The organism is Gilliamella sp. G0441 (genome assembly GCF_050589305.1).
Taxonomy (GTDB): Bacteria; Pseudomonadota; Gammaproteobacteria; order Enterobacterales; family Orbaceae; genus Gilliamella.
On sequence record NZ_JBNRJF010000030.1, the window covers coordinates 1 to 2026 of the forward strand.

1 protein-coding gene and 1 pseudogene are annotated in these 2026 nt (G+C 44.9%); both read right to left on the reverse strand.

From position 1 onward, the window contains the following. Positions 1-1548 (reverse strand): hemagglutinin repeat-containing protein (locus ACKJXD_RS11850; protein WP_430876414.1); only part of this gene is annotated, 1548 nt, incomplete at its 3' end. 99 nt (positions 1549-1647) lie between these two features. Further along, a pseudogene (locus tag ACKJXD_RS11855) lies at positions 1648-2016 on the reverse strand (hemagglutinin repeat-containing protein); the annotation flags it as partial. Positions 2017-2026: the final 10 nt, after the last annotated feature.

A 2026-nucleotide genomic window follows, 5' to 3' on the forward strand; every position in this document is an offset into this window, starting at 1 on the left:
ATCCTGTTTTTGCTGCTCTTTATTGCGGATGATTAACTCACCTTTTTCAACCGCCGATTTTGTCGTGCTTGAGTCACTATCACTGTTTTGATAAGCCGTTGGTACACCCGGGCCTCCGGTTCCCCCACTCACCGAAACATGCGTTACTTTAAAGTCTGCCTTGTTTTTTATATCAGTGAAGCTGATGGTGCCGGTATCAAGTTTGTTTTTACTTTTATCTTCCGCTTCCGACGCTATCACCGCACCTTTTAAGTCAGTATTATTACCCACATAAATATCATAACCGCCTTTTCCGGCAAATATCCCCGACTGGTCTGTCACACTTGCCCATTTACTGTCTATATTCGTTGCTGATATCGAACCATTGGCACTAAATCCTGTGCCTGCCGTGCCACTGACCGAGGCACTGATTTTCTCGTAGTCATAATCATCCGTATCTTGCAGTGACTGAATATTCAGGTTATTACCGACATCCATCTTCACCGTATCGCCTTTCAACTGACCACCCACCACATTGACATCATTGCCTGTTTTGATATTCAGTTTGTTCTTGGCATCAATAACGCTTTCCGTCCATGCACTGCCGTCAGCAACTTCCCGCTCACGACTAAAATTACCGTTCGCTTTAAACCGCAGACCACTTTCATCTCCGCCTACCTGGAATTGAATACCTGCCGCCGCACTATAACTTTTTTCATCCCGGTCACTGTGTTGCGTATTTACTGCACCAATCACATTCAAATCACGATTTGCCGTCAGGTTAATATCATTGCCGGCTTTGATATCACTGCCTTTTAACGTGATATCACCCCCGTTTTTATTCGCATCACCCGTAGCAACAATATTGATATTTTTACCCGCTGACACGCCACTGCTAATCACATTATGTTGTTCCTGATTGACTACACGCTCAGTCCGTTGCGTTCCCACCATGGCACTGACGCCAATCGAGGCTTGACTTTGACCTTTATCGTTCTTCAGCTGTAAATTTTGTATCTCTTCTGTAACTGTTAAACCTGACTTTATCGATTGCAACGCCATTATCTTATCGTTGTCTTTATGTTTCGCCCGCTCAAGAGCTTGCGCTGCTTCATAAACATTAGCAGCCGTCCCCGTTAACGCAACCGTTAATCCGGATTTTTCATAACTGTACTCTTCTTTATAGGTCGTTTTCGCATCAAGCGATGTGATTTCAACATTTTCCGCTTTTAAATTAACATCCTGCTGCGCAATAATGTCACTTCCACGTACCTTGATATCCTTGCCCGCCTGAATGTTGACATTACCTTGAGTACTGCCTACCACACTGCCAACATAAGCTTTTTCCGTATCGGTTTGTTTTAAATCTTCTTTCGTTTTACCAATCGTGACACCCAGTCCACCACTGCTCATTAAGCCTGATTTTTTATTGATGGTCTGTTGGTATTTATAGTAAGACTCTTCTGCAGCATCGATATTAACATTATTCCCCGCCTGCAAATTCACATCATCTGTCCCGACAACCTGACTACCGCTCACCGTTAAATCATGACCGGCATTGAGTGTCACACTCTCACCGCTCAGACTGCTGCCAATGGCCGTTTTATTATGCTCTTCACCATAGTGTGAATATTTGCTTTTCGAAAAGGTTGATTTCGTGCTCGATTTGGCTCGTGCTTCATGGTCATACGTCGCCTGCCCGGCGGTAATAAGAATATCATTTCCGGCTTGCGCAACTATGTTCCCGTCGCTGTTGATATCGCTGGCTTTTACCTTCACATCATGCCCGGCTTTCAGGGTTAAATTACCGGCCGTACTGATAGATGAGCCTACCTCCTGCGTCGACTCCCGACGGTCATAATTTTTACTGTCAAGCGTGTAATCGGTGGCATGACTGATGGTTTGGGTACCCAGAGATATATCGTTCCCCGCAATCAGCGTAGTTTCCTTGCCGTTACTGATAATATCCGCCGCATTAATGTTAATATTGCGCTGACCGGTTAACCGTAATGTCCCTTCTTTGTCAGATACATACACGGTTGCCGTG